The organism is Amycolatopsis balhimycina FH 1894, from assembly GCF_000384295.1.
Lineage (GTDB): Bacteria > Actinomycetota > Actinomycetes > Mycobacteriales > Pseudonocardiaceae > Amycolatopsis > Amycolatopsis balhimycina.
Genome location: NZ_KB913037.1, coordinates 10514832 through 10536581 on the forward strand (window position 1 = coordinate 10514832; position 21750 = coordinate 10536581).

Below are 21750 nucleotides of genomic sequence, written 5' to 3' on the forward strand. Positions count from 1 at the left end.
CGGATCGGCTCAACTACCCGAGGATCCCGAGGCGCCAGGCATAAGCGAAATGCACAGCAGCCGTCCATCTCCTACCGCAGGAAGGGCGCGACCGGCGATCGGCCGCTACGTGTGTGTCCCGCCGTCCACGCGGATCTCGGTGCCCGTGATGAACTCGCCGTCGTCCGACGCCAGCATCGCCACCACTCCCGCCACCGCCTCCGGGCGGGCCACCGGGTTGCCCACCTCCGTTGTCAAGCCTGTCGGCAAGATCGGGAGCAACCTCCCGAACAGCGTGAAGTCGGGATCCTTCGGCAGCCAGCTCACCGCCGAGTCCGTGATGCCGCTCTTCACGCTTCCCGGTGCGATGCTCACCGCGCGCAGGCCCTGCTTGGCGTACTCCAGCGCCAGCGAATGCGTGAACGCCTGGATGCCGCCCTTGCTCGCGCTGTACGCCGCCATGTACGGGTGGGCGAACGACGCCGACGTCGAGCTGAAGTTCACCACCACGCCCTTGCCGCTCTCGAGCAGGGCCGGCAAGGCCGCGCGTGTCACCAGGAACGTTCCCGTCAGGTTCACCGCGAGCACGCGGTTCCACAGCTCCAGCGACGTCTCGTGCGTGTGCGACGCCAGCAGGATCCCCGCCGCGTTGACCAAGACGTCGAGGCCGCCGAGGTGGTCGATCGCGGCGGTCGTGCCCTCGGCCACCGACGTCTCGTCGGACACGTCCATGGTGAACGTCTTCAGGCCGGGAGACCCCGGCAGCTCGTCGACGCCCTTGACGTCGGTGGCGACGACTTTCGCCCCTTCGTCGAGCAGGCGCAGGGTGGTGGCCCGGCCGATGCCGGAACCGGCGCCGGTGACCAGGACTCGGCGATCGCGCAGGCGTTCCATGGTGATCACCGTAACCAAGAAATCAGAGCGCGGGCACCCTCTCTTCGGCGGGCGGCGGGCCGGGCGGGGTGCCGTCGCCGAACGGGCGGCCGCCCAGCTGCTCGCGGTCGTGCGGGGTCAGCCAGCCGGACACGTCCGGGCCCAGCGGGACGATGCCCGTCGGGTTCACGTTCTTGTGCACCACGTAGTAGTGCTCCTTGATCTGGGCGAAGTCGATCGTGTCGCCGAACCCGGGCGTCTGGAACAGGTCGCGGGTGTAGGCCCACAGCACCGGCAGCTCGGCCAGCTTCTGGCGGTTGCACTTGAAGTGGCCGTGGTAGACCGCGTCGAACCGCACCAGCGTCGTGAACAGCCGGACGTCCGCCTCGGTGATCGTGTCGCCGACCAGGTACCGCTGGTCCGCCAGCCGCTCGGACAGCCAGTCGAGCCGGGCGAACAGCTTCCGGTAGGAGTGCTCGTACGCCTCCTGGGAGCGGGCGAACCCGCACTGGTACACCGCGTTGTTCACGTCGGTGAACACCTTCTGCGCGACGTCGTCGATCTCGTCCCGCAGCTTCTCCGGGTAGAGCTCCGGGGCGCCTTCGCGGTGGTAGGCCGTCCACTCGGTCGACATGTCCAGCGTCATCCGCGCGAAGTCGTTGGTCACGACCTTGCCGCTCGGGATGTCGACGAAGGCCGGCACGGTGATCCCGCGCGGGTAGTCCGGGTCGCGCTTGAAGAACGCTTCCTGCAGCCGCTCGATGCCGAGCACCGGGTCACGTCCGTCCGGGTCGAGGTCGAAGCTCCAGCTCCGCTCGTCGTGCACCGGCCCGGCGATGCCCATCGACAGCACCGGCTCCAGACCCAGCAGCCGCCGCACGATCACCGCGCGGTTCGCCCACGGGCACGCGCGGGCGACGACCAGCCGGTACCGGCCGGGCTCTACGGGCCAGCCGTCGCGGCCGTCGGCGGTGATGCGGTCCGGGAGGTAGTTCAGGTCCCGCTTGTACTCGCCCTTGTCGGTCATCGGCGTCCTCAGCAGTCGTCGGTCGGGGGAGCGGTGTCCAGTGCCGCGGCCAGCCGGGCCAGCACCGGCCCGGCCGCGCGGATGTCCTCGGCGCTCAGGTGGTCGAACACCGAAGCCCGCACGCGGGCGAGGTGGCCGGGGTAGGCCGCCTCCAGTCTGGCCGACCCCGCCTCGGTCAGCACGGCGTTGGACGCGCGCCCGTCCTCGGCGCACCGGCGCTTCTCGACCAGGCCACGGCGGGTCAGGTCGTCGACCACCCGGCTGATCCGGCTCAGCGACAGGCCCGTCGTCGCGGCCAGCGCCGAGATGCGGAGCAGGTGATCCGGCGCCTCGGACAGCGCGACGAGCACCCCGTAGTCGGTGATGGTGAGGCCCGTCTCAGGCAGGAAGTGGTCCTCGAGCGCGCGCGGCAGCGCCGTCATGATGCGCATCAGCGGCCGCCAGAAGGCGGCTTCGTCGAGGTCGAGCGCGGAGGTATCACCCATTCCGGCGAGTCTACCGAAAGCTTGCTTGCGCAACCAGCCAAAGTGAGTACAGTGTCGTTGAACCCTCAATCACCAGGGGGCGCCACCACGAGGAGAGAAGAACAGCGATGACCAGCGCGACCACCTACCCCCAGCTGACCGGCGAGTACACCATCGACCCCTCGCACTCGCGGATCGGGTTCGTCGCCCGGCACGCCATGGTGACCAAGGTGCGCGGCAGCTTCAACGACTTCACCGGTTCCGCCACCATCGACGGCGACGCGCCGGAGAAGTCGTCGGCCCAGGTCACCATCCAGGCCCACAGCATCGACACCCGCAACGCCGACCGCGACGGGCACCTGAAGAGCAACGACTTCCTGTCGATGGACGAGTACCCGCAGATCACCTTCGCCTCGACCGAGATCAAGCAGACCGGCGACACGAGCTTCGAGGTGACCGGCGACCTGACGATCAAGGACGTCACCCGTTCGGTGACCATCCCGTTCGAGTTCGAGGGCTCCGCCAAGGACCCGTTCGGCAACGACCGGATCGGCTTCGAGGGCTCGACCACGGTCAGCCGCAAGGACTACGGCATCACCTGGAACGCCGCGCTCGAGACCGGCGGCGTGCTGGTCAGCGACAAGGTCACGCTGGAGTTCGAGATCTCCGCGATCAAGTCCGCCTGATTTCCGGGAGCGGGAACCGGCTTCAGCGCCGGTTCCCGCAGGTCCCCGTTAAACCGGTGTCGCGCAGACCCGCCGGGACGCGACAATCCCCGGTATGTCCACCGTCACGCCCTTCGCAGTCCTAGCGCTGATCGGCGCCGTCTCCGGGGCGTTCACGGCGTGGTTGCTCCTGCGCCGGCACCGGTACGCCGAGGTGGTCCACCCGGCCGCCGCGCCCGAGGCCATCGACCCCGTGATCGAGCGGAAGATCTTCGCCGACGAGTGCGACGTGCGGCTGACGGGTGTGCACGAGTTTGCCGACCTCGCGGACCGCGATCCGTCGTTGCGGCAGGACTTCGTCGACCAGTTCTTCGTCCAGCTGGGCTACACGTGGCCCGAGTCCGCGGCCTGGCAGGCGAAGCTCTGGCCGGTGCTGCTGAGGCGACTGCGGCGCGGGTCACCGGAGTTCTGGCCGGGGATGAACCTCTACCCGAAGGCGATGGTGCTCCACGATGTGGATCTGCGAGGCTGCGAAGTCGGCGACGCCTTCTTCCGCCAGGTGCATTTCGCCGGAGACGCCCGCTTCGACGGCGCGGTCTTCACCGGGTCGGTGAGCTTCGAGGAAGCCTGGTTCGCTCGGCACGCCTTCTTCGGCGGCACGCGGTTCGGGGCGGACGCCGACTTCGAGCGCACCACGTTCACCGGCACGGCCGCCTTTCCCCGGATCACCACGCACGGGCAGTTGTGGTTCGACGCCGCCCGGTTCTCGGCTCGCACGGACTTCGCCGGCGCTTCTTTCGGTGACGATGTGTCGTTCGAGGGCGCCGGTTTCGCCGGCCCCACGTCGTTCCGGGACACCCGGTGCGCCGCGGATGTCCTGTTCGGCGGCGCGCGCTTCAGCGGCCACGCGGACTTCACGGGAGCGACGGCTGCGGGCTTCCTCTTCACCGGGGCGCGCGCCCGGACGGACGCGCACGTGCGGCGGGCCTGGCCGCCGGGCTGACCTCACCCGGGCATGATCGGCAGGTCCGCCCCGTCGCGGAGGAACACCGGGATGCGCTCCGGCGGGGCCGCCGCCTCGATCCAGTCGCCGCCTTCGTGGCGCGAGCCGGTCACCGCGTCGGTCCACGTCGCCCCCGCGGGCAGGTATACCCGCCGCCCGGTGACGCCGGGTTCGAGCACCGGCGCCACCAGGACGTCCGGGCCCAGCAGGAACTGGTCCGACACGTCCCAGGCCGCCGGGTCCGCGGGGAAGTCGACGAACAGCGGCCGCATCGGCGGGACACCCTGCTCGTGCGCCACCCGCATCTGGTCCATCAGGTACGGCCGCAGCCGTTCCCGCAGCCGCAGGGACGCGGTGATCGCCTCGAACGCGTCGGAACCGTACGACCAGACCTCGTTCGGGCCGCCGGTCATCTCCGGGCCGAAGGCGGGGCGCGGGTCGCGGTAGCCGTGCAGGCGGAACAGCGGGCAGAACACCCCGTACTGGAACCAGCGCACCATCAGCTCGCGATATTCGGGCGACGAAGGGTCGCCGCCGTGGAAGCCGCCGATGTCCGTGGTCCACCAGGGGATCCCGGCGACCGCCACGTTGAGCCCCGCCCGCACCTGCGCCCGCAGCGACGCCCACGTCGCCCCGACGTCGCCCGACCAGAGCGCGGCCCCGAACCGCTGGCTGCCCGCCCACGCCGAGCGGCTGAGCAGCACGACCTCGTCGTCGCCTTCGGCGCGGATGCCGTCGTGGAAGGTCTGCGCGTTCGCGTGCGGGTAGAGGTTGAACACCTCCGCACCAGGGCCGGCGTGGAAGCCGAGGTTGTGCGGGTGGCCGGGCTGGATCTCGGGCTCGTCGCCGTCCAGCCACCACGCGCGGACGCCGAGGTCGTAGTAGTTCTGCTTGACCTTGCCCCAGACGAACTGCCGCGCCGCGGGGTTCGTCGCGTCGTAGAACGCCACCGGCATCTCGACGTCGAAGCCCTTGTCCTTCCACGGCGCGTGGAACGGGACACCGTTCTCGGTGGCGACCAGCAGGCCGTTCTCGTGCAGCTCCCGGTAGTTCTCCGACTGCGGGTTGACCGACGGCCACACCGACACCATCAGCTTGACGCCGAGTTCGGACAGCTCCCGCACCAGCCCCGCCGGGTCGGGCCACTCGGCCGGGTCGAACTTCCAGTCGCCCAGGTGCGTCCAGTGGAAGAAGTCCGCCACGATCACCGACAGCGGCAAGCCGCGCTCGTGGTACTCCCGCGCCACGGCCAGCAGCTCGTCCTGGGTGCGGTAGCGCAGCTTCGACTGCCAGAACCCGGCCGCCCACTCCGGCAGCATCGGCGCGTGGCCGGTCGCGTCGGCGTAGTGGCCGAGGATCTGCCGTGGCCCGTCGCCGGTGGTGACCCAGTAGTCGATCTGACGCGCGTCGTCGGCGACCCAGCGGGTGCCGTTGGCGGCCAGTTCGACGCGGCCGACGGCGGGGCTGTTCCACAGGAACCCGTAGCCGCGGCTCGACAGCAGGAACGGCACCGACACCTCGGCGTTGCGCTGCACCAGGTCGAGCACGAGGCCCTTCTGGTCGAGCCGGCCGTGCGTGCGCTGCCCGAGGCCGAAGATCCGCTCGTCGTCGTAGGCGGTGAACCGCTGTTCGAGCCGGCCGTAGCCGTTGCGCGACGGCATGAACAGCCGCGCCCCCGGCCACCAGAAGTGCGCGCGCTGCTCCGACAGCAGCTCCTCGCCGGTGTCCGTGCGGACGAACCGCAGCTGCGCGTCGATCCCGGTGTCGGTGTCGGCGATCTCGACGATCGCGGTGAGCGCGCCGTTGACCACCCGGCCGGAGCGCTCGGACGCCTCCGCGGTGGCGGCGGACGGCTTCGCGGGCACGAGCGCCCCCGGGACGTCGTCGAGGATGCGGTGCCGTCCGGCGCGTACGCGCAGGCTGCCGTCGCCCCACGGCTCGATGCGCAGCACCTCGTGCCGCACGCGGACTTCGAGCGAGCGGCCGTCTTCGGTCGTGGCGATCACGAGGGTCTCCTTGAGAAGATTCAGTCTTTGACGGCGCCGCTGGTCAGCCCGGCGACGACGTAACGCTGGGCGACGACGAGCAGGATGGCCGCGGGGACCGCGGCGAGGACGGCGGTGGCCATGATCCCGTTCCAGTCGGCGGACTGGTTGCCGACGAACCGGTAGATGCCCACCGTGATGGGCTCGAACACCTGCCCGGTGGTGAGGGTGACGGCGAACAGGAAGTCGGCCCAGGCGAACAGGAACGAGAACAGCCCGGCCGTGACCAGCGCGTTGCGGCTGACCGGCAGGATGATCGAGAAGAACGTCCGCCAGTACCCCGCACCGTCCACCCGGGACGCTTCGGTGAGCTCCTTCGGCACGGAGATCATGAACGCCCGCAGCAGCAGGATGGCGAACGGGATGGTCGCGGTCGAGTCCGCGAGGACCAGCCCGAGGTAGCTGTCGATCAGGCCGAGGTTGCTGAACACGGTGTAGAGCGCGTTGGCCATCACGATGCCGGGGATCATCTGCACGATGAGCAGCACGAACACCAGCACCGGGCCGCCGCGCACCTTGAGCTGCGCCAACGCGTACGACGCGGGTGCCGCCACCAGCAGCGACACGAGCACCGCGCCGAGCGCGACGATGACGCTCGAGAGCAGGTTCGGGCCCTGCGTCGCGACGGCCTTCCGGTAGCCGTCCAGGGTGCCGCCGACCGGGAAGAACGCCGGGTCCGGGCGCAGCAGCGCGCCGCTCGGCTGCAGGGACGCGTTGACCATCCAGTACAGCGGGAACAGCAGCACCGCGACGATCAGCACGCCGGCCACGGTCCGCGGCCAGTTCGACGTCTTCATGCCGCCGCCTCCGCCAACGTCGCCTTCGCCGAGCGCAGGTACAGCAGCCCGAACACGGTCGCCACCACGATGAGGACGTTCCCGACCGCCGCGCCCTGGCCGAACGCGAAGTCCTGGAAGGACAGCCGGTACGACCACGTTGTCAGCGTCTGCGTCGCGTTGGCCGGCCCGCCGCCGGTGACGACCATGATCACGTCGAACACCTTGATCGTGTAGACCAGCCCGAGCATGAGCACGATGCCGGTGACCGGCCGCAGCAGCGGCCAGGTGACGTGCCGGAACCGCTGCCACGCGCCGGCGCCGTCCAGCGCCGCGGCTTCGTAGAGCGACGCCGGGATCGCGCGCAGCCCGCCGTGCAGGATCACCAGGTTGAACGGGATGCCGATCCAGATGTTGGTGAGGATCACCGCCGGCAGCGCCCAGCTCGTGCTGCTCAGCCACGGGACCGCGTCGAGCCCGACGAACCGCAGGCCCGCGTTGAGCACGCCGTGGTCCTGGTCGAACATCCACCGCCAGATCGCCCCGCTGACCACCAGCGGGAGCAGCCACGGCAGCAGGAGCAGCGACCGCAGCAGCGCGCTGCCGAGGAAGCGGCCGTTGAAGAACACCGCGAGCGCCAGGCCGATGCCGAACTGGAAGACCAGCGACCCGGCGGTGAACAGCGCCGTGTTGAGCGCCGCCGTCGAGAACAGCGGGCTGCTCAGCACGGCGGAGTAGTTCGAGAAGCCGACGAACGGCGCTTCGCCGGTGTAGAACGACTTCACCGTGTAGTTCTGGGTGCTCATCACCAGGTTCGCGACCAAGGGATAGCCGAAGAACACGATGATGTAGGCCAGTGCCGGCAGGAGGAACGCCCACGCGGCGAACCGGGTGTCCCGCCGGGACTTCCGGTTCGCGCGGGGCGGTGCCGAGACCGTCGGGGCGGCGGTGACCGTCACGAACCGCTCGCCTGCTGTGCGGCCTTGAGGGCCTGGTCGACCGGCGTCTTCCCGGTCAGTGCCGCCTGGAGCGCGTCGGCCAGCGCCTGCGACACCTTCGGGTACTTCTCGCCGAGCTCGGCGGTCCGGGAGCGGGCCGTGCCGACCTCGTCGACGAACGCCTGCATCGCCGGCTGCTCGGTGCCGAACTTCTGCGCCGTGGCCGTCTTCGACGGGATGTAGGCGTGCGCCTTGCTCCACTCGAGCATCGTCGGCTCGGACAGGATGCAGGAAAGCACCTTGCCGGCGGCCTGCTGGGCGGGACCGCTGGTGACCGGCACGGTGCCGACCTCGCCGCCGAGGGCGACCACCGGCTTGCCGCCGGCCTGCGGAACCGGGATCGGCACGACGCCGTAGTGCAGGGACTTCTGCTCGTCGAGCCGGGCGATGTTCCACGACCCGTTGATCATCATCGCCGCGTTGCCGCCGACGAACTGGTCGGCGACGTCGTTCTGGTTCCAGGTCACCACGGACTTCGACGCCGAACCGGAGTTCACCAGGTCGGTGACGTACTGCAGGGCCTGCGTCGACTGCGGCGAGTCCAATTGGGACAGTTCGGCGCCGTTGCTCCAGAAGAACGGGAGGAACTGCCAGGTGCCCTCTTCGGACGGGATCGCCGAGAAGGCGAGGCCGTACTTGCCGCCCTTGGTCAGCTTCGCCGAGGCGGCCTTCAGCTCGTCCCAGGTCTTCGGCGGCTCGACGCCCGCGGCCTGCAGCAGGTCCTTGTTGTAGATGAGCGCGAGGCCGTTGACGCCGGGGGCGACGCCGTACAGCTTGTCCTGGTAGGTCCCGGCCTTGACGATGCTCGGGTAGAAGCCGTCGGTGGTGATGCCGTAGTCGGTCAGCGGGGTCAGCGCGCCGGTGGCGGCGACCTGCTGCAGCGTCGGGTTGTCGGTGAAGAGCAGGTTCGGCAGCGTCTTGGAGCTGGCGCTCTGCAGGACCTTCGGCAGCATCTGGTTGGTCGGCACCTTCTGCCGCTCGATCTTGATCCCGGTCTGCGTGGCGCAGGTGTCGAGGATCTTCTGCCACGCGGCCGAGCCTTGCTCGTCGGCGTAGTAGTCGAGCTCGGTGATCGACGTGGCGGCCGGAGCGCCGGCGCCGTTCGACGCGGACGGGGCCGGGCTGGGGCTGCAGGCGGCCAGCAGCACGGCACTCGTGGCGCTCGCGGTCAGAACGAGGGCGCGACGGGCTACGGACATGGTGATTCTCCTTCAGCGGCGGAGCAGAACCGGGACCGGGACTAAGGGCGGGGCGCGGCGGTGCTTTCGCGCCGGGTGAGGCGAGGCCCGAGCAGCCGGACCTCCGGGGTGGTGTGGCCGGCGAGCCGGCGCATGGTCATTTCGACGGCCTGGGTGCCGACCTCCTCGGCCGGGATGGCCACGTTGGTCAGCGAGACGACGTGCTGCTCGGCCATGCTGTCCGGGCACACGGCGATGACCGAGATGTCCTCGGGCACCCGCAGGCCGCGGTGGCGCAGGTCCGACAGCAGCCCGGGCAGCACGGCCTCGTTGTGCACGACCAGGCCGGTCAGGTCCGGGTCGGCGGCGAGCAGGTCGTCCACGCAGGCGCTCACCGCTTCGTAGGAGTGGGCGCACGCCCGGGATTCCGCCCGCACCCCGCGGCTCTTCGTGGCTTCGTCGAAGCCGCGCAGGAACCGGGTCGCGTAGCTCGTGCCGCGCCGGTAGACCGCGGGGGAGGGGCCGATCAGCGCGATCGAGCGGTGGCCGAGCTCGGCCAGGTGCGCGACGCACGTGGTGCCGGCGGCGGTGAAGTCGAGATCGACGCAGCTCAGCCCGGCGGGGTGGTCGGGCACGCCGATGAGCACCACCGGCAGGTCGAGCGCCAGCAGCATCGGCACCCGCGGGTCGGCGGTTTCGACGTCCATCACCATCAGCGCGTCGGCGATCGCCGACGACGCCACCCGCTGCAGCGCGGCCGGTCCTTCGTCCTTGGTGAGCAGCAGCAGGTCGTGGTCGTACGCGCGGGCCGCGGTGACCGCCGAGGCGACGAACTCCATCACGACGGCGACGTTGAGGTCCGTGCGCAGCGGCACGACCAGGGCGAGCACGTTGGTCTTGCTGCTGGCCAGCGCCCGCGCCCCGGCGTGCGGGTGGTACCCGAGCTTGCGGATGCTGTCCTCGACCAGCCGCCGGGTCTTCGGCGAGATCGAGCGTTTCCCGCTGATCACGTACGACACCGTGCTGGGGGCCACGCCGGCCGCGTTGGCGACGTCGTTGATCGTGACCACGGGCGGCCTCCTGGGGACGGGCGAGCGGTGCGGTGTCGAAGCGCATCGACGATGGCACGAAGGTAAGTGACACACGCCGGAAACACAAGCATCATTCACCGTTCGCCCGCATTCGATTCGATTTCGACAGCGGGTGTGTTCGTCGAAAGTGTCGAAGGTCCCTGTTGAGGACAGTTTTTGCAGCTCAGCGCCGGAGTGCGGCGATTCGACCATGGTGTCTGGGAGCGTTCCCAGGAACTCTTGACCGGATGCTCACCCGGCTGTAATAGTCGTCACGCTCCCCACCCCTTCGACGCGAATGTTTGCGCCGCGCCGTCGAAACGATTCGACGATTCCGGAGGCTGTCCGTGCGCCACTCCCTCTTCCGCCGTGCTCTCGTCCCGGCGGTGGCCGCGACCCTGCTGCTGGCCCCTTCGCCGGCGCTCGCGGCGGCCCCGCCCCCGTTCCGCGATCCGTCGCTGCCCCTGGCGACGCGGATCGACGACCTGCTGTCTCGCCTGACGGCGGACGAGAAGATCTCCCTGCTGCACCAGTACGAACCGGCCATCCCGCGGCTCGGCATCGGCGTGTTCAAGACCGGCACCGAGGCGCTGCACGGCATCGCGTGGTCGACCGACTACGACAACAAGGGCGCCGTCGTCAAGGCGGACGGCACCGTGTTCCCGCAGGCCATCGGCCTCGCCAGCACCTGGGACCCGGCACTGGTCAAGCAGGTCGGCTCGGCCGTCGGGCAGGAGGCGCGCGGCTTCAACGCGCGGAACCCGACGCTGTGGGGCCTCAACCTCTGGGCGCCGGTGGTGAACCTGCTGCGCGACCCGCGGTGGGGCCGCAACGAAGAGGGCTACTCCGAGGACCCCCACCTCACCGGGGAGCTCGCGACCGCCTACGGCCGCGGCATCCAGGGCGACGACCCGCGGTACCTGCAGGCCGCCCCCACGCTCAAGCACTACCTCGCCTACAACAACGAGGTCAGCCGCGACACCAGCAACTCCTCGGTGCCGCCCAAGATCCTGCACGACTACGACGAGCAGGCGTTCAAGATCCCGCTGGAGGCCGGCGCGGCCAACGCCGTCATGCCGTCGTACAACCTGGTCAACGGGCGGCCGAACACGGTGAGCCCCGACCTCGGCGGCAAGCTGCGGCAGTGGGCGCCCCAGGACATCGCCGTCGTCAGCGACGCCGGCGCACCGTCCAACCTGGTCAACTCCGAGAAGTACTACGCCACCAAGGCCGAGGCGGACGCGGCGGCGATCAAGGCGGGGCTCGACAGCTTCACCGACAACGACACCGACGGCTCGATCACCGCCGCCGCGGTCAAGGAGGCGCTGAGCAAGGGCCTGCTGACCATGGCCGACGTCGAAAAGGCCGACCGGCACCTGCTTTCGCTGCGGTTCCGGCTCGGCGAGTTCGACCCGCCGGGACGCAACCCCTACGCGAAGATCACACCGGCCGTCATCAACTCGCCGGCCCACCAGGCCCTCGCCCGCAAGGCCGCCGACGAGCAGGTCGTGCTGCTGCGCAACAACGGCGGCGCGCTGCCGCTGGACGCCGCGCGGAACAAGAAGATCGCGGTCGTCGGCCCGCTCTCGAACACGTTGTACGAAGACTGGTACAGCGGCGCGATGCAGACCAAGGTCACCCCGGTGCAGGGCATCAAGGAGCGGCTCGGCTCGGCGGGCACGGTCGCGTCGTCGGAAGGCGTCGACCGGATCGCGCTGAAGGACCTCTCGACCGGCCGGTACCTGACCGCGCCGACGACCACGGGGAAGGTGACTGCCGGCGGGACCATCGCGGGCACCACCGAATCCTTCGACGTCTACGACTGGGGCGCGGGCAAGAACACCCTGCGGGCGGCCGCGAACGGCAAGTTCCTCAGCTACTCCGGCGGCGCCCTGGTGAACGACGTCGACCAGCCGGCCGGCTGGTTCGTGCAGCAGCAGCTGAAGCTCGACGCCCAGCCCGACGGCAGCTACGTGCTCGAATACGCGGGCAACGAAGTGAACGAGCCGTGGTTCGGCCCGAACAAGTTCGCCGTCGTCGGCGCCGACGGGGTCCTGACGATCTCCTCGCCGGACGCCGCGCACGCGACCAAGTTCGGCCGTGACGTGCTCACCAGCGGGGTCGGCAGCGCGGTCGCCGCCGCCAAGGACGCGGACACCGCCGTCGTCGTGGTCGGCAGCATGCCGTTCATCAACGGCCGCGAGGCCAACGACCGGACCAGCACCGAGCTCGCCCCGGCGCAGCGCGCGCTGATCGAGGCCGTGCAGAAGGCCAACCCGCACACCGTCGTCGTGGTGGAGAACAGCTATCCGACGACCGGCTGGGACACGCTGTCCGTGCCGGGCATCGTGTGGACCAGCCACGCCGGGCAGGAGACCGGGCACGCGGTCGCCGACGTGCTCTTCGGCGACAAGGACCCGAGCGGGCGGCTGACGCAGACCTGGTACGCCTCCGACGCCGGGCTGCCGAGCATCCTGGACTACGACATCGCGAAGACCGGGATGACGTACCAGTACTACCGCGGGAAGCCGTTGTTCCCCTTCGGGTACGGGCTCAGCTACACGAGCTTCCGCTACAGCGGCGTGCGGGCCGTCCAGGCCGGCGGCAAGGTCCAGGTGAGCGTCGACGTGACGAACACCGGCGCCCGCGCCGGGACCGACGTCGTCCAGCTCTACTCGAAGAACGCCGGCGTGCAGCGGTTGCGGGACTTCTCGAAGGTGACCCTGGCGCCGAAGCAGACCCGTACGCTGCGGTTCGAGGTGCCCGTCGCGGACCTGGCGTCCTGGGACGTCTCGCGGGACCGGTCCGTGGTGGCGGCGGGGGTCTACGAGTTCTCGGTGGGCCGCAACGCCGCCGAACTTTCGGCACCGCAGCCGGTCTACGTGCCGGGCGAGCGGGCCCTGCCGCGCGACCTGAGCCGTCCGACGCAGGCCCAGAACTTCGATGACTACTCCGGGACGACGTTGACGGACACGTCGAAGGTTTCGGGTACCTCGGTCGCGGGCGTGGCCGGGAGCTGGGTGGCGTACCGCGATGTGGCCTTGAACGGCCCGGCGCGCTTCTCGGCTTCGGTGTCGGCGCCGGCGTCATCGCGTGTCACGATCCGCCTGGACTCGCCGACCGGCCGTGTCTTGGGAACGGCTTCGGTGCCGAGCACAGGTGACCGGTACGCGTACACGACGGTGACCGCCGCACTGGCGAAGGCCGCCGGCCGCCACGACGTGTACCTGACCTTCGACGGCCCGGTGAACGTGGCGACGTTCTCGCTGCGGTGACCTACGGTTTCCGCCCGACGCCCGCGTAGGGGAGGGAGTTGACCGACGGGTCTTCGGACATGTCGCCGACTCCCTCCGGGTGCCACATCGCGCAGCCGACCAGGCCCGGTTCGACCAGGTCGAAGCCCTGGAAGAACCGGAGCACCTGGTCGTGCGTGCGCGGGAACGGCCGGTTCTGCTGGTTCTGCCGGCTCGTGTACACCTCGATCGCCTCGTCGAGGCCCGCCGAACCGGAGTCCGCCGCGACGTGCGTGACGGCGAGGAAACTGCCCGGCGCGAGCCGGTCGTGGTAGCGGGTCAGGATGCCCTCCGGATCCCACGAGTCGGGCACGAAGTGCAGCAGCAGCAACATGAACAGCCCGATCGGCTGCTCGGGGTCGAGCAGCCGGCGCGCCGGCTCCGCGTCGAAGATGTCGTTGACGTCGCGCAGGTCGGCCTGGAGCACCGCGCAGTTGTCGTTGCCCTGCAACAGCAGCTCGCTGTGCGCGACCGCGACCGGCTCGCGGTCGACGTAGACCACCCGGCACGCCGGGTCGGCCTGCTGGACGATCTCGTGGAGGTTCCCCGCCGTCGGGATGCCGGACCCGATGTCGAGGAACTGCCGGACCCCGGCGTCGACCATGTACCGCGCGGCGCGGCGCAGGAAGGCGCGGTTGAGCCGGGCCGCGTCCCGGACCCCGGGCATGATCTTCAGGATCTGCTCCCCGAGCGCCCGGTCGGCGGCGAAGTTGTGGTCGCCGTCGAGCCAGAAGTCGTACACCCGCGCCGGGTTCGGCACCGTGGTGTCGATCTCCGGCGGTACCCAGCTCGCTTCCCCGGTCACGGGACCTCCCACCCCTCGAGCACTCCGAAGTGGCGCAGTTTAGCGCTCTCATCCGTTCGTGTGGACTCGCGCTCGGCGGACCGGCCGCCCGGCTAGGGTGGCCCGGTCACGAGGAGGCGAGGCCATGCCGAACCCGCGTCCCGTTCCCGGTCGCTTGCCTGTGCTCGGGCACACCGTGTCCCTGCTGCGCGACCCGCTGAAGCTCTTCACTTCCCTTCCGGCGCACGGAGAAGTCGTCGAACTCCGTCTCGGGCCGCTGCCGGTGCACGTGGTCACCACGCCGGAGCTGGCCTGGCAGGTGCTGGCCACCGACGCCGACAAGTTCGACAAGGGCCTGGTCTTCGACAAGATGCGGCCCCTCTTCGGTGACGGCCTGGCCACCTCGAACGGCGAGCTCAACCGCCGCCAGCGCCGGCTGGTGATGCCCGCCTTCGGCCGCGCGCGGATCGCGGGCTACGCCGAAAACACCATGACGAAACTGGCCGCCGCCCTGGTGGATTCGTGGCAGCCGGGCGAAGTCGTCCAGTTCGACCAGTGCATGCAAGACCTGGTGCTGACCGTCGCCGGGCAGACGCTGTTCTCCACCGCGCTCGGCGACGAGGCGCTCGAAGAGATCCGGCGTTCGATCCCGGTCATGCTGAAGTACGTGCTCGTCCGCGCGTTTTCGCCGAAATTCGTGGAGAAGCTGCCGATCCCGCCGAACCGGAAGTTCGACGCCGCGGCCGCGCGCCTGCGCGAGGTGATCGGCGAAACCGTCGTCGCCGCCCGCGAAGACGGCGCCGACCACGGCGACCTGCTGTCGATGCTGCTGCTGGCCCGCGACGAGGACACCGGCGAGGGCATGTCCGACCGGCAGGTGCACGACGAGGTCATCACGATCCTGACGACCGGCGCCGAGACCACCGCCGTCGCGCTGGCCTGGTTTTTCCACGAGCTCGGGCAGCACCCGGACGTCGAGCGCCGGTTCCACGCCGAAGTCGACAGTGTCCTTGGGGGCGGCGGGGTCCTTGGGGGCGGAGTCCTTGGTGGCCGGGCCGCGCGCTTCGAGGACCTGCCGGATCTCGGTTACACACAACAGATCGTCAACGAGATCGTCCGCCGCACCCCGCCGCTGATCCTGATGCGCCGCGCCCGCGAGGACGTCGAACTCGGCGGGGTGGCGATCCCGGCGGGCAGCGAGGTCGCCGTCAGCCAGCACACCCTGCACCGCGATCCGCGCTGGTTCCCCGAGCCGGACCGGTTCGACCCGGACCGCTGGGCGCCCGGCCGCGCCGCGGAACTGCCGAAGGGCGCGTACATCCCGTTCGGCGCGGGCGCGCGGCTGTGCCCCGGGCACGTGTTCGCGCCGACGGAGATCGCCATCGTGGCGGCGACGATCGGAGCCCGCTGGCGCCTGGATCCCGTGCCCGGCAAGAAGGTGTACGCGCAGATCAAGGCCACGATGCAGCCGAACCGGCTGCCGATGACCGTGGTGCCCCGCCGGACCTGACGGTGCCGATTCCACTACCGGGTGTAGTGTTCCGGGGTCCTTCAGCCCGCCCGTTTCGGAAGGGGAATGCGGTTTGAGACGGCCGCTCAAACTGACGTCGGTGTTGTCCGCCTGCGGTGTCCTGCTCGCGTCGCTGACCGCGGCGGCGCCCGCCGAGGCCGCCGAGGCCGCCGCGATCTCCTGCGGCGACACGGATCTGCCGGTCACCGGTCCCGGCCTGCCACCGCTGGTCCCGGGTTCCCCCGCGACCGTGCACGGCCGCCTGTGCCTGCCCGCCGGTGCTGGGCCGGATACCGTCCAGCTGCTCGTGCACGGCGGGACGTACAACAGCGCCTACTGGGACCTGCCGTACGAACCGGCGCGCTACTCCTACCAGCGCGACATGGCCGCCCACGGCTACGCGACCTTCGCCGTGGACCAGCTCGGCGCCGGGCGCAGCAGCCGTCCCCTGAGCCTGCCGCTGTCGGTCTGGGCCGCGGCCGAGTCGATGCACGAGGTGGTCGGGCACCTGCGGGCCGGGCGCGTCGGCGGGGTGCCGTTCGCGAAGGTGGTCATCGTCGGGCACTCGGTCGGCTCGGGCACCGTCGCGGCGGAGGCGTCGACCTACCACGACGTCGACGGCGTCGTCCTCACCGGCATCACGCACCTGCCCGCGCTGCCGGTGCTGGCGCTGGGCGCGGCCCTCGGCCTGCAGCCCGCGTTCGCCGACGAACAGCCGGCCCACCTGGGCAGCGACCCGTTGTACTTCACCACGAAACCGGGGGCACGGGCCGGGCTCTTCTACGCCGCCGGGGACGCCGACCCGGGCGTGATCGCGGCCGACGAAGCGACCAAGGACCAGGTTTCGGTGCCCGGGATGGGCACGGTCGCGTTGTTCGGTATCGTGCTGCCGGCGACGTGGGGAATCGCCGCACCGGTTTTCCAGGTGGTCGGGGAAAAGGACGTCCTTTTCTGCGGCCTTCTGGCGTTGCGTGACTGTTCGGACGCCGGCGTGTTGCGCGCGCAGGAGGCGCCGTACTACGCCGATCCGTCGAAGCTTTCGATGTACGTCCTTCCGGGTGCCGGGCATTCCGTGGCGTTGCACGAAAACGCCGGGGAATACCGGGACGCCACCCGTTCGTGGCTGCAGAACCGCCTGGGGATCGCTCCGCAGGGTTATCACTCGATCGGACGAAACTGAAACCGTGGGCACCCGCACCATTTCACGGCAGGATGTATCGGTTCCCCCGACCGGAGGGTGCTCGAGAACCTTGGACAGCCTGAGGTGACTGCTCCCCGTCCCCGCGGTGACGACCCGCGGCAGAAGCCGTCCGCCGAACGCGCGGCGCGGCGGCTCGGCACGCTCGCGCGCAAATGGGGTTACCTGATCAGTACCACCGCCTACCTCCCGCACACCCCCGAAGAGATCGAGCGTGAGCTGACGGCGCTGGCCGGACGGCTGTTCGACGCCGTCGCGAGCGACCCGCCGGACACCGCCGATGCCGCGGCGGCCGGCGGACGGCTCGTCGAGCTGCGGTGCGTCGGCGCGGACAGCCTGCGCCGCAGCCTGGAAGTGCTCGGCAAGGCCCTGCTGCACGAGCCGGAGCTGCGCCGGGTCGACGGGCTCGCCGAGCGGCTCGTGCTGGTGCTCGGCGCGCTCAGCTCCGGCTACGGCGAGATGCTGCGCGAGGACATCCAGAAGCGGCAGGAGGGCCTCAGCCGCGCGCTGCTCAAGGTCGAGCAGGAGACGCGGCAGAAGCAGGTCATCAGCCGCGCGCAGTTCGAGGAGGTGTTCGCCGGCTCCGCCAGCGGCGTCGCGCTCAGCGAGCTCGACGGGCGCGTGCTGCGGGCCAACGCCGCGCTCGCCAAGACGCTCAACCGCACGCCGGCCGAGATCGCCACCCTGACCCTGTTCGACCTCGTCCACCCCGACGACGTCGAGCAGCTCCGCGCGGGCTACCGGGACCTGGTCGCCGGCCGGCTGCACCGGCTGCGCACCGGCCGCCGCCTGGTCGGCAAGGACGGCGAGCCGATGTGGGCCACCTTCGCCGCGTCGGTGATCCGCGACTCCGTCGGTACGCCCCGGCAGCTGCTGACGATCGTCGACGACGACACCGAGGTGTCGCTGCTGCAGCGGCGGCTGAGCCACCAGGCCCTGCACGACGTGCTGACCGGCCTGCCCAACCGCCAGTTCTTCAGCACCCGCCTCGAAACCCTGCTTCGCGACGCCGACCCGGTCCACGGGGCGACGCTGTTCCACCTCGACCTCGACGGCTTCTCGCAGATCAACGGCGGGCTCGGCCAGGACCTCGGCGACCGGGTGCTGCGGGGTGTCGCGGCGAAGCTGAAGGTGGTGTTCGACCGGGAAACGGCCCTCGTGGCACGCCTCGGCGGCGACGAGTTCGGGGTGCTGGTGCAGAACGCGGCGGAGACCCCCGACGTGGTGACCCTCGTCCACCGGATCACCCACGAACTCGCCGAGCCGGAGTACGTCGACGGGCAGCACGGGGTCGCGGTGTCGGCCGCCATCGGCGTCGTCCACCGGCCGCCGCGGGACATCACGCCCGCGGAGCTGCTTCGCGCGTCGGGTTTGACCCTGCGCCGCGTGCAGCGGACGGGGATCCAGTGGGGCCTGTTCGACCGCGAGCTGGACCGGCGCGACCGGCACGAATTCGGCCTGGCCGCGTCGCTGGCGGGCGCCTGGGAGAACGGCGAGATCGTCGTCGGCTACCGCGCACTGGTGCCCGCGGGCGCCGACGCGGTCGAAAGCCTCGAGGCGCGGCTGCGCTGGAACCACCCGTCCGAAGGCGTGCTGCCGCACGAGACGTGCGTGCGGCTTGCCGCGGAGACCGGGCTGGCGCTGCCGCTCGGCACGTGGCTGCTGCGGACGGCGGCCGAGCGGCTCGCGGCGTCCGGGCTCGACGTGCCGCTCGTCGTCGAGCTCACCGCACAGCAGGCCGCCGACCCCGAGCTGGTGGGCGAGATCCGCCGGGTGCTCGGCGACACCGGCTTGGCGCCCTCGCGGCTGCGCCCCGGCTTCCCGGCGGCCGGCCTGGCCGCGTCCGGCGACGCGGCCGACAACTTCAAGGTGCTGGCGGAAATCGGCGTGCCGGTGGAGATCCACGGCTTCGGCGACGTCACCTGCCTCACGGAGTGGCCGGTGCGCGCGGTCCGCCTGGTGGCGAACCTGGTGGCGCGCCGGGACCACCCGCTGGTGACGGGCACGCTGTCGGCGTTGATCGACGCGGCGCACGCGGCCGGGGCCGAGGTCGGCGTGACCGGTGTCGAGACGCGCGAGCAGGCCGCGTGGTGGCGGGATCGCGGCGCGGACCGGTTGTCGGGCCCGGCGTACCCGGAGCTCCCGGCCGGGTTGCCCGGCTGCTGAACCCTGGCTCGTTACGCCGAATGGCGCAAGGAAAGTAGGCCGTTCGGACCTGTCGCGTGAAGTGATCTCCTCATTACCCTCCAGTAGCAGGCAGTGGTGCCGATCACAGTCGCTCCGGGAGGTCCCATGGCGTCGCGCGTCCGAGGACCCGGCTCCGAAGACCGGCGCGAACTGCGGCTCAGGCACGTCGCCGGCTGTCTCCCGTGCACGCTCAAGTGCGCGTACTGCGGGCTGCCGGTGCGGCTGGCCGGGCCGGGTGGTCACCCCGGCTACGGCGTCGTCGAAGAAGTGACCGGCGATCTCGTGCTGCTGCACCGCTTCTGCCGCAGCGCGCTCGGCCGCTGCCGGACGCGGGGGTGCGTGCTGCGGCGCGCCCACCTCGGCCGCGCGACCGAGCAGTACGAAACCGGCCGGCGGCGGCCCGGGCGCTACCAGCGCCTCGGCGTCCGCCGATCGTCCGACCTCGATCTGTACCGGAAACACTGGCGGGTCGCGAAGATGCGGTACGCGTGCAAGGCGTGCCGGTACTACACCGGCTCGCACTGAGCCGGTCCTTCCATCACGACGCGGAGGACTCGTGCTCGTTCGTCTCATCCTCGGTCTGCTCATGACCGTCGTCGGCCTCGCCGTCGCCGGCAAGCGAGTGGCCTTCCTGTACCGGCTGATCAAGGCGGGCCAGCCGGACGCCAAACGCTCCGACGACCTGGGCGCCCGGGTCTTCGCGCAGGTGCGCGAGGTGTTCGGCCAGCGCAAGCTGCTGAAGTGGTCGGTGCCCGGCCTGGCGCACTTCTTCACGTTCTGGGGCTTCGTGATCCTCGCTTCGGTGTACCTCGAGGCGTACGGCGCGCTCTTCGACGAGCGGTTCGCCATCCCGTGGATCGGCCACTGGGCGGTGCTCGGCTTCCTGCAGGACTTCATCGCCGTCATGGTGGCCGTCTCGCTGGGCGTGTTCGCGGTGATCCGCGTCCGCAACGCCCCCGAGCGCAAGGACCGTGCGTCGCGCTTCTACGGCTCGCACACCGGCGGCGCGTGGCTGATCCTGATCATGATCTTCAACGTCGTCTGGACGATGTTCTTCTTCCGCGGCGCTTCTTCGGCGTCCGGCAACTTCCCCTACGACTCCGGCGCGTACGTCTCCCTCGGCGTCGGGAACCTCCTGGAGCCGCTCGGGCACTCGACGACCGAGGTGCTGGAGACGGTCGGCCTGCTGCTGCACATCGGCGTCATGCTGGTGTTCCTGTCGATCGTGCTCTACTCCAAGCACCTGCACATCTTCGTGGCGCCGATCAACGTCTCGGCGAAGCGGCTGCCGGACGCGCTCGGCCCGCTGCTGCCGATGGAGTCCGGCGGCAAGCCGATCGACTTCGAGGACCCGGGCGAGGACGACACGTTCGGCCGCGGCAAGATCGGCGACTTCACGTGGAAGGGCATGCTGGACTTCGCGACCTGCACCGAGTGCGGCCGCTGCCAGTCGCAGTGCCCGGCGTGGAACACCGGGAAGCCGTTGTCGCCCAAGCTGCTCATCATGGGCCTGCGCGACAACCTCTTCGAGGAGGCGCCTTACATCCTCGCGGGCACCGAGCACGAACAGGCGCGCCCGCTGGTCGGCCCGGAGGCCGACGGCGGCGTCATCGACCCGGACGTGCTGTGGTCCTGCACCACGTGTGGCGCGTGCGTCGAGCAGTGCCCGGTGGACATCGAGCACGTCGACCACATCGTCGACATGCGCCGTTACCAGGTGATGATCGAGTCGGCGTTCCCGACCGAGCTGGGCGGGCTGTTCAAGAACCTGGAGACCAAGGGCAACCCGTGGGGCCAGAACAACTCGGAACGCCTCGCCTGGACGAAGGACCTCGGCTTCGACGTCCCGGTGTTCGACGGCGAGCTGGCCGAGGACGTCGAGTACGTCTACTGGGTCGGCTGCGCGGGCGCCTTCGACGACAACGCCCGCAAGACCGTCCGCGCCACGGCCGAGCTCCTGCACATCGCCGGGGTGAAGTACGTGGTGCTCGGCAAGGAGGAGTCCTGCACCGGTGACCCGGCGCGCCGCGCGGGCAACGAGTTCCTCTTCCAGATGATGGCGCAGCAGACCGCGGAGACCCTCAACGCCGTGTTCGAGGGCCGTGAGCCGCGGCTGCGCAAGATCGTCACGACCTGCCCGCACTGCCTGAACACCCTCGGCCGCGAGTACCCGGACCTGGACGGGCACTACGAGGTCGTGCACCACACGCAGCTGCTCAACCGGCTGGTGCGCGGCGGGCAGCTGACCCCGGTCAAGCCGGTGGAGGAGGGTCCCCGCGTCACCTACCACGACCCCTGCTACCTCGGGCGGCACAACAAGGTCTACACGCCGCCGCGCGAGCTGGTCGGCGCGACGGGCGCGACGCTCGAGGAGATGCCGCGGCACGCGGACCGGGCCCTGTGCTGCGGCGCGGGTGGCGCGCGGATGTGGATGGAGGAGCAGATCGGCAAGCGGATCAACCTCGAGCGGGTGGACGAGGCGATCGCCACGGACGCCGAGACGATCGTGACCGGCTGCCCCTTCTGCCGGGTGATGCTCACCGACGGCCTGGTCCAGCGCCAGAGCGAGCAGAAGGCGGAGAACGTCGACGTCCGCGACGTCGCCCAGCTGCTGCTGGAGCGGGTGAAGGCCCCCGCACCCGCGACCGAACCCTGACCGGTTCACCCGTTCGCCACGCATCTTCCCGCCGCGGCCCGGCT

General features: G+C 70.5%; 17 protein-coding genes. 8 read left to right on the top strand and 9 right to left on the bottom strand.

The genetic code is table 11. The features are described from left to right. Nucleotides 1-105: 105 nt before the first annotated feature. Genes A3CE_RS0148255 through A3CE_RS0148265 form a run of 3 tightly spaced genes read right to left on the bottom strand, consistent with a single transcriptional unit; the run spans nt 106 to nt 2364 of the window. Nucleotides 106-873 carry an SDR family NAD(P)-dependent oxidoreductase gene (locus A3CE_RS0148255; RefSeq protein WP_026469581.1) on the bottom strand — a complete coding sequence of 256 codons (768 nt, stop codon included), beginning with the start codon at nt 871-873 and terminating at the stop codon, nt 106-108. A 22-nt stretch (nt 874-895) separates the two neighbouring features. Continuing rightward, nucleotides 896-1879: a glutathione S-transferase family protein gene (locus A3CE_RS0148260; protein WP_020647329.1), complete on the bottom strand. Its 984-nt coding sequence runs from the start codon at nt 1877-1879 to the stop codon at nt 896-898. A gap of 8 nt (nt 1880-1887) precedes the next feature. Then, on the bottom strand, nt 1888-2364 hold the full coding sequence (locus tag A3CE_RS0148265; protein ID WP_020647330.1) for a MarR family winged helix-turn-helix transcriptional regulator: 477 nt from the start codon (nt 2362-2364) through the stop codon (nt 1888-1890). Between the two features lie 107 nt (nt 2365-2471). Between A3CE_RS0148265 and A3CE_RS0148270 the strand changes: the two genes are divergently transcribed. Together A3CE_RS0148270 and A3CE_RS0148275 are read left to right on the top strand one after the other, a co-directional pair. Continuing rightward, entirely contained in the window at nt 2472-3029 is a 558-nt protein-coding gene (locus A3CE_RS0148270) for a YceI family protein (protein ID WP_020647331.1), read from the top strand. 94 nt (nt 3030-3123) lie between these two features. Further along, complete coding sequence (locus A3CE_RS0148275) at nt 3124-4011, top strand: pentapeptide repeat-containing protein (RefSeq protein ID WP_020647332.1); 888 nt, start codon at nt 3124-3126, stop codon at nt 4009-4011. A gap of 2 nt (nt 4012-4013) precedes the next feature. Here A3CE_RS0148275 and A3CE_RS0148280 read toward each other — a convergent pair whose 3' ends face one another. From A3CE_RS0148280 to A3CE_RS0148300, 5 genes are read right to left on the bottom strand one after another with little or no spacing between them, the layout of a single operon-like run. Then, the gene (locus A3CE_RS0148280) at nt 4014-6017 is read right to left on the bottom strand and encodes a glycoside hydrolase family 31 protein (RefSeq protein ID WP_020647333.1); all 2004 of its coding nucleotides are present in this window, start codon (nt 6015-6017) and stop codon (nt 4014-4016) included. A 20-nt stretch (nt 6018-6037) separates the two neighbouring features. Further along, nucleotides 6038-6853: a carbohydrate ABC transporter permease gene (locus A3CE_RS0148285; RefSeq protein WP_020647334.1), complete on the bottom strand. Its 816-nt coding sequence runs from the start codon at nt 6851-6853 to the stop codon at nt 6038-6040. Next, nucleotides 6850-7791, bottom strand: a complete 942-nt coding sequence (locus A3CE_RS0148290) for a carbohydrate ABC transporter permease (RefSeq protein WP_020647335.1) — start codon at nt 7789-7791, stop codon at nt 6850-6852. Before A3CE_RS0148290 ends, A3CE_RS0148285 begins: the two co-directional genes overlap by 4 nt. Next, the gene (locus A3CE_RS0148295; protein ID WP_020647336.1) at nt 7788-9029 is read right to left on the bottom strand and encodes a sugar ABC transporter substrate-binding protein; all 1242 of its coding nucleotides are present in this window, start codon (nt 9027-9029) and stop codon (nt 7788-7790) included. Before A3CE_RS0148295 ends, A3CE_RS0148290 begins: the two co-directional genes overlap by 4 nt. 41 nt (nt 9030-9070) lie before the next feature. Continuing rightward, nucleotides 9071-10078 carry a LacI family DNA-binding transcriptional regulator gene (locus A3CE_RS0148300; RefSeq protein ID WP_020647337.1) on the bottom strand — a complete coding sequence of 336 codons (1008 nt, stop codon included), beginning with the start codon at nt 10076-10078 and terminating at the stop codon, nt 9071-9073. Nucleotides 10079-10425: 347 nt separating this feature from the next. Between A3CE_RS0148300 and A3CE_RS0148305 the strand changes: the two genes are divergently transcribed. Beyond that, nucleotides 10426-13353, top strand: coding sequence for a glycoside hydrolase family 3 protein (locus A3CE_RS0148305; protein WP_020647338.1), 2928 nt, complete (start codon nt 10426-10428; stop codon nt 13351-13353). A gap of 1 nt (nt 13354) precedes the next feature. Here A3CE_RS0148305 and A3CE_RS0148310 read toward each other — a convergent pair whose 3' ends face one another. Then, on the bottom strand, nt 13355-14176 hold the full coding sequence (locus tag A3CE_RS0148310) for an SAM-dependent methyltransferase (protein ID WP_020647339.1): 822 nt from the start codon (nt 14174-14176) through the stop codon (nt 13355-13357). A 124-nt stretch (nt 14177-14300) separates the two neighbouring features. Between A3CE_RS0148310 and A3CE_RS0148315 the strand changes: the two genes are divergently transcribed. From A3CE_RS0148315 to A3CE_RS0148335, 5 genes are all read left to right on the top strand, one after another. After that, a complete protein-coding gene (locus A3CE_RS0148315) occupies nt 14301-15665 on the top strand; it encodes a cytochrome P450 (RefSeq protein WP_026469582.1) in 1365 nt (454 codons plus the stop codon). A gap of 73 nt (nt 15666-15738) precedes the next feature. Further along, nucleotides 15739-16845, top strand: a complete 1107-nt coding sequence (locus A3CE_RS0148320) for an alpha/beta fold hydrolase (protein WP_020647341.1) — start codon at nt 15739-15741, stop codon at nt 16843-16845. Between the two features lie 84 nt (nt 16846-16929). Next, on the top strand, nt 16930-19029 hold the full coding sequence (locus A3CE_RS0148325) for an EAL domain-containing protein (RefSeq protein ID WP_020647342.1): 2100 nt from the start codon (nt 16930-16932) through the stop codon (nt 19027-19029). Nucleotides 19030-19155: 126 nt separating this feature from the next. Further along, nucleotides 19156-19575 carry a hypothetical protein gene (locus A3CE_RS0148330; protein ID WP_020647343.1) on the top strand — a complete coding sequence of 140 codons (420 nt, stop codon included), beginning with the start codon at nt 19156-19158 and terminating at the stop codon, nt 19573-19575. 31 nt (nt 19576-19606) lie between these two features. Next, a complete protein-coding gene (locus tag A3CE_RS0148335) occupies nt 19607-21706 on the top strand; it encodes a (Fe-S)-binding protein (protein WP_020647344.1) in 2100 nt (699 codons plus the stop codon). Nucleotides 21707-21750 lie beyond the last annotated feature (44 nt).

What these genes read in the sequence shown, in the direction of transcription:
- A3CE_RS0148330 (WP_020647343.1), top strand. Translation starts at nt 19,156, where the DNA reads ATGGCGTCGCGCGTCCGAGGACCCGGCTCCGAAGACCGGCGCGAACTG.
- A3CE_RS0148295 (WP_020647336.1), bottom strand. Translation starts at nt 9,029, where the DNA reads ATGTCCGTAGCCCGTCGCGCCCTCGTTCTGACCGCGAGCGCCACGAGT.
- A3CE_RS0148275 (WP_020647332.1), top strand. Translation starts at nt 3,124, where the DNA reads ATGTCCACCGTCACGCCCTTCGCAGTCCTAGCGCTGATCGGCGCCGTC.
- A3CE_RS0148285 (WP_020647334.1), bottom strand. Translation starts at nt 6,853, where the DNA reads ATGAAGACGTCGAACTGGCCGCGGACCGTGGCCGGCGTGCTGATCGTC.
- A3CE_RS0148265 (WP_020647330.1), bottom strand. Translation starts at nt 2,364, where the DNA reads ATGGGTGATACCTCCGCGCTCGACCTCGACGAAGCCGCCTTCTGGCGG.
- A3CE_RS0148255 (WP_026469581.1), bottom strand. Translation starts at nt 873, where the DNA reads ATGGAACGCCTGCGCGATCGCCGAGTCCTGGTCACCGGCGCCGGTTCC.
- A3CE_RS0148260 (WP_020647329.1), bottom strand. Translation starts at nt 1,879, where the DNA reads ATGACCGACAAGGGCGAGTACAAGCGGGACCTGAACTACCTCCCGGAC.
- A3CE_RS0148315 (WP_026469582.1), top strand. Translation starts at nt 14,301, where the DNA reads ATGCCGAACCCGCGTCCCGTTCCCGGTCGCTTGCCTGTGCTCGGGCAC.
- A3CE_RS0148270 (WP_020647331.1), top strand. Translation starts at nt 2,472, where the DNA reads ATGACCAGCGCGACCACCTACCCCCAGCTGACCGGCGAGTACACCATC.